Annotated in this window: 5 protein-coding genes; all 5 read right to left on the bottom strand. The window is 68.4% G+C overall.

What is annotated here, in order from left to right:
- A partial coding sequence (locus tag ACOJSN_RS04855) for an L-rhamnose mutarotase (protein ID WP_420111380.1) occupies positions 1–377 on the bottom strand: 377 nt, incomplete at its 3' end.
- A complete protein-coding gene (locus tag ACOJSN_RS04850) occupies positions 374–1,705 on the bottom strand; it encodes a Gfo/Idh/MocA family protein (RefSeq protein WP_420111379.1) in 1,332 nt (443 codons plus the stop codon). The genes ACOJSN_RS04855 and ACOJSN_RS04850, both read right to left, overlap by 4 nt.
- A 93-nt stretch (positions 1,706–1,798) precedes the next feature.
- Positions 1,799–2,413: a hypothetical protein gene (locus ACOJSN_RS04845; protein WP_420111378.1), complete on the bottom strand. Its 615-nt coding sequence runs from the start codon at positions 2,411–2,413 to the stop codon at positions 1,799–1,801.
- Entirely contained in the window at positions 2,410–3,333 is a 924-nt protein-coding gene (locus ACOJSN_RS04840) for a carbohydrate ABC transporter permease (RefSeq protein ID WP_420111381.1), read from the bottom strand. Before ACOJSN_RS04840 ends, ACOJSN_RS04845 begins: the two co-directional genes overlap by 4 nt.
- Before the next feature lie 5 nt (positions 3,334–3,338).
- The coding region (locus tag ACOJSN_RS04835) for a carbohydrate ABC transporter permease (RefSeq protein ID WP_420111377.1) at positions 3,339–3,932 on the bottom strand (594 nt) is incomplete at its 5' end.

Below are 3,932 nucleotides of genomic sequence, written 5' to 3'. Positions count from 1 at the left end.
GGGGCGGCCCGTTGCTTCTCACCCCCGGGGGCCGCTCCCGGCAGCCCCGCGGCATGCAGCTGATCCTCCAGATGGAAGATCTCCGGGAGCAGCTGGAACCCTTCATCCGGGTTGCCTGGGTTGACGAAGAACCGCTCCATGCTCGCTTGCCAGCGCGGGTTGACCTCGGTCCGCGTCATCGCCTCCTGGGCCGCGGCGTAGTCGTCGGCCTGGAAGTGGCCTACCAGCAGCCCCTCGTCGGACAGATACAGCGAGTAGTCCCGCCAGCCCGCGTCGCGGAGCGCCTCCAGCATCTCCGGCCACACCGCGGCGTGCGCCTCGGTGTACTCGGCGAGCTTGTCGGCCCGCACCCGGTTGATGAAGCAGTACCTGCTCACGCCGGCGAGCCGGCCTCGAGCGAGTCGGCGGCGGGGTCGACGCCGAGGTCGAGGTCGGCGATGTGGATCGCCTGACCCGAGGCGAGCGAGGCGTTGCCGGCGATTCCGACGCAGACGGCGCGGACGCCGTCGAGCGCTCCGGCGGCCTGGGCCAGCGGGTCGGGCCGGGTGCCGGGCGCGAACACGTCCTGCAGCAGGAACGCGTCGCCACCGCCGTGGCCACCGATTCCCTCGGGGATCTCGAGCTCGCGCGCTGCCTCCCAGTGCCGCTGCACCACCAGCCGCGCGCCCTTGGGTCGGGTGGCCTCGGCCTGCTCGACCTCGTTCGCGCTCGGGTCCACGATCGCTCCCTTGGCCTCGACCCAGGAACGCTCGACGACCTCCAGCTCAGCGCGACCCTCGGAGCCGTTGACGACCACGCGGTAGCCCTCCCACGGCGAGTGCGCCGTGAGGTTGTAGGTCATGAACGGACCGCCGGCGTAGTCGACGGTCAGACCGAGGTTGTCCTCGATCGTGATCCCGGCACCGAAGACGTCCTGGTCGCGGATGTAGCCATCGTGCTGCTCGGCGTCGTAGTAGAGCTCCTTGAGACGCTCATCAGCGGAGATGTCCAACGACCACGGGTCGTCCGCGCGGCCCTCGGAGCCACGCGCGGGACGCTCGCCCGCACCGGCCGCACCCGCGCCGTCGGGCCCGTAGAACGTCAGACCGCCGGTCGCGTACACGCGCGACGGGACGTCCTGGATCCACCAGTTCACCAGATCGAAGTGGTGGCTGGCCTTATGGATCAGCAGACCACCGGAACGGTCCTTGAGACGGTGCCAGCGCCGGAAGTAGTCCGCGCCGTGCGCGGTGTCGAGCACCCACTCGAAGTTCACCGACAGCACCCGCCCGATCTGCCCCTCGGCGATCACGCGCCGCAGCTCGCTGTTACGAGGCGAGTACCGGTAGTTGAACGTCATCACCAGATCGCGACCGGTCTCCCGCATCGCGTCCAGGATCAGCCGGCACCCCTCCTCAGAGATCGTCAGCGGCTTCTCGACGACGACGTCCGCACCGGCCCGCATCGCCCGCGCCACCACATCGGCGTGCGCGTGATCGGGGGTGGTCACGATCAACCGGTCGACCCGCTGCTCGACGATCATCGTCTCCAGGTCCGCCGGCTCGTAGCGCGGCAGCTCGGCCGAGATCCGGTTGTCGTACCAGGCCGAGCGCACCGGGTTCGGCTCGCACCACGCGACCAGCTCACCCGCATCGGCGTGATCGCCGGTCAGCGCTCCCACGTACATCCCTGCGCGCGCACCAGTTCCGGCGACGGCGTACCTCATCGTGATCTGTCCTCTCGGCTGCGAAAGCGTGCGGGCTCAGCGTGCCGCACGCAGGAGCGGCACGCCTACGCGTTGCCGCATGTTGCGAACGATTCAGTACCGATTGCCCCGCCGGAGTGCCACCCCGACGACCGCGAGCGTGAGCATGCCGGGTGCCACGAGCACCAGGATCGGCAGCATCCACACGACCACGACGCACAGCGCCACGGCAGCCAGCAGCAGTGCGCTGCCGCCCAGGTCGGCGAACGCATCGCTGCGCCCCAGCCGGATCGCGTCCCGCCAGGCGATCGGCTCGCCCGCTCTGCGGGCGGCCGCTCGGAGGATCACGACGGCGATCGCGGCCATGAGTGCCACGCTCACCCATCGCACGACGAGCCCTGGGACGACGGCGGTGCTCACCGTGAGGATGTTGAACGCGAGCAGCGCCAGCACGGGCGGGAGGGCGAGCGCGTAGGCCCACACGCCTCGGAATCCGCCGCGGAAGTCGGCGAGGAGCTGGCCGAATCTGTCCGAGCGCAACGCCGCGTGGCGGTGCAGGTGACCCACCCCCGCCGCGAGCGCCGGCAACACGGTGACGATGCCCAACGACAGCACCGACACGACGGCACCCACGAGGAGCATCTCCGCGAACAGCGCGAAGTGCGGCGGCCGCACCCCGGCCGGAAGATCGGCCGAGCCCGGCTGCGCGAGGCGAGTCTGCGCCGTCATCCCTTCAGCCCTTGGGTGGCGACGCCGTCGATGATGTACCGCTGGAAGATGAAGAAGAACAGCACCACGGGGATCAGGGCGAGCACGGCCATCGCCACCTGGGCTCCGTAGTTCGAGGTGGAGGTCTGGTCCACGAACAGACGCAGCGCCATCGGCAGCGTGTACATGTCGGGCTTCTTCAGGTAGAGCAGCGGACCGAGGAACTCGTTCCACGTGCTGATGAACACGAAGATCGCCACGGTGATGAGCACCGGCCGCAGCAGCGGCAGGATGATCGAGCCGAACGTGCGGACGTGGCCCGCGCCGTCGATGCGGGCGGCCTCGTCGAGCTCGCGTGGCAGGCCGCGCAGGAACTGCACGATGAGGAACACGTGGAACGCTGACGTGGCGAGGAAGTTGCCGATCAGCAGCGCGGTGAAGGTGTTGATGAGGCCGAGCTGCTGGAACAGGATGTACTGCGGGATCATCGTCACGTGTCCGGGCAGCAGCAGCGTGCCGACCAGCAGCCCGAACCAGATCTTGCGGCCGCGGAAGTTCACGCGCGCGAGCGCATAGGCGGTGACAGCCGAGGATGCGACAGTCCCGACCACGCTCATCACGGCCACGAACACCGAGTTCCAGAAGAACGTCCAGAACGAGACGCCGCCGATGCCGGCGAGTGCGGTCACATAGTTGTCGAGCGAGGCGTTCTCGGAGAACGGGCTGACGCTCCCGAGGATCTCGGCGTGCGGCTTGAGGGAGCTGAAGACCATCCAGATCGCCGGGTACAGGACCACCAGGCTGACCAGGACCATCATCGCGTGGTACGCGATGCTGCCCGCGCGCGAGCGTTGTTTGGCGGCGCGGCGCAGCTGGACGCTGGTCTCCGTGGAGTCACGGGAGTCGGCTGGTTCGGTGGGCGGCAGCTGCGCCGGCGTCACGATGGTCACTTGCTGTCCCCCTCGTAGTGCACCCAGCCCTTCGAGGTCTTGAAGAGCACCACGGTGATCACACCGACCACGACCACGAGCAGCCACGCCATCGCGGAGGCGTACCCCATCCGGAAGTCGGTGAAGCCTCGGATGTAGAGGTAGAGCGTGTAGAACAGCGAGGAGTCGGCCGGGGCGCCGGTGCCGCCGGAGATGATGAAGGCGGAGCCGAACACCTGGAAGGCACCGATCGTCTCCATGAGCAGGTTGAAGAAGATGACCGGGCTCATCATCGGCACCGTGATGGTGAGGAAGCGCCGGAAAGCACCCGCACCGTCCATCTCGGCCGCCTCGTACAGCTCCATCGGGACCTGCTTGAGTCCGGCGAGGTAGATCACCATCGGGCCGCCGAAGGACCACAGCGCCAGCAGCACGAACATCGGCATCGTCAGGCTCTGGTTGCCCACCCAGCCGCCCATGTTGATGCCGAACAGCTGCAGGAAGCTGTCCACTGCGGCGTCGTCGACGAACATCGCCTTCCACACGATCGCGATCGACACGCTCGCCGCCACCAGCGAGGGTGCGTAGAAGGCCGACCGGTAGAAGCCCAG

Source organism: Pseudactinotalea sp. (assembly GCF_048594945.1).
Taxonomy (GTDB): Bacteria; Actinomycetota; Actinomycetes; order Actinomycetales; family Beutenbergiaceae; genus Pseudactinotalea.
Note: the sequence above shows the minus strand (reverse complement) of the source record. Positions and strands in the feature narration are given on the sequence as shown.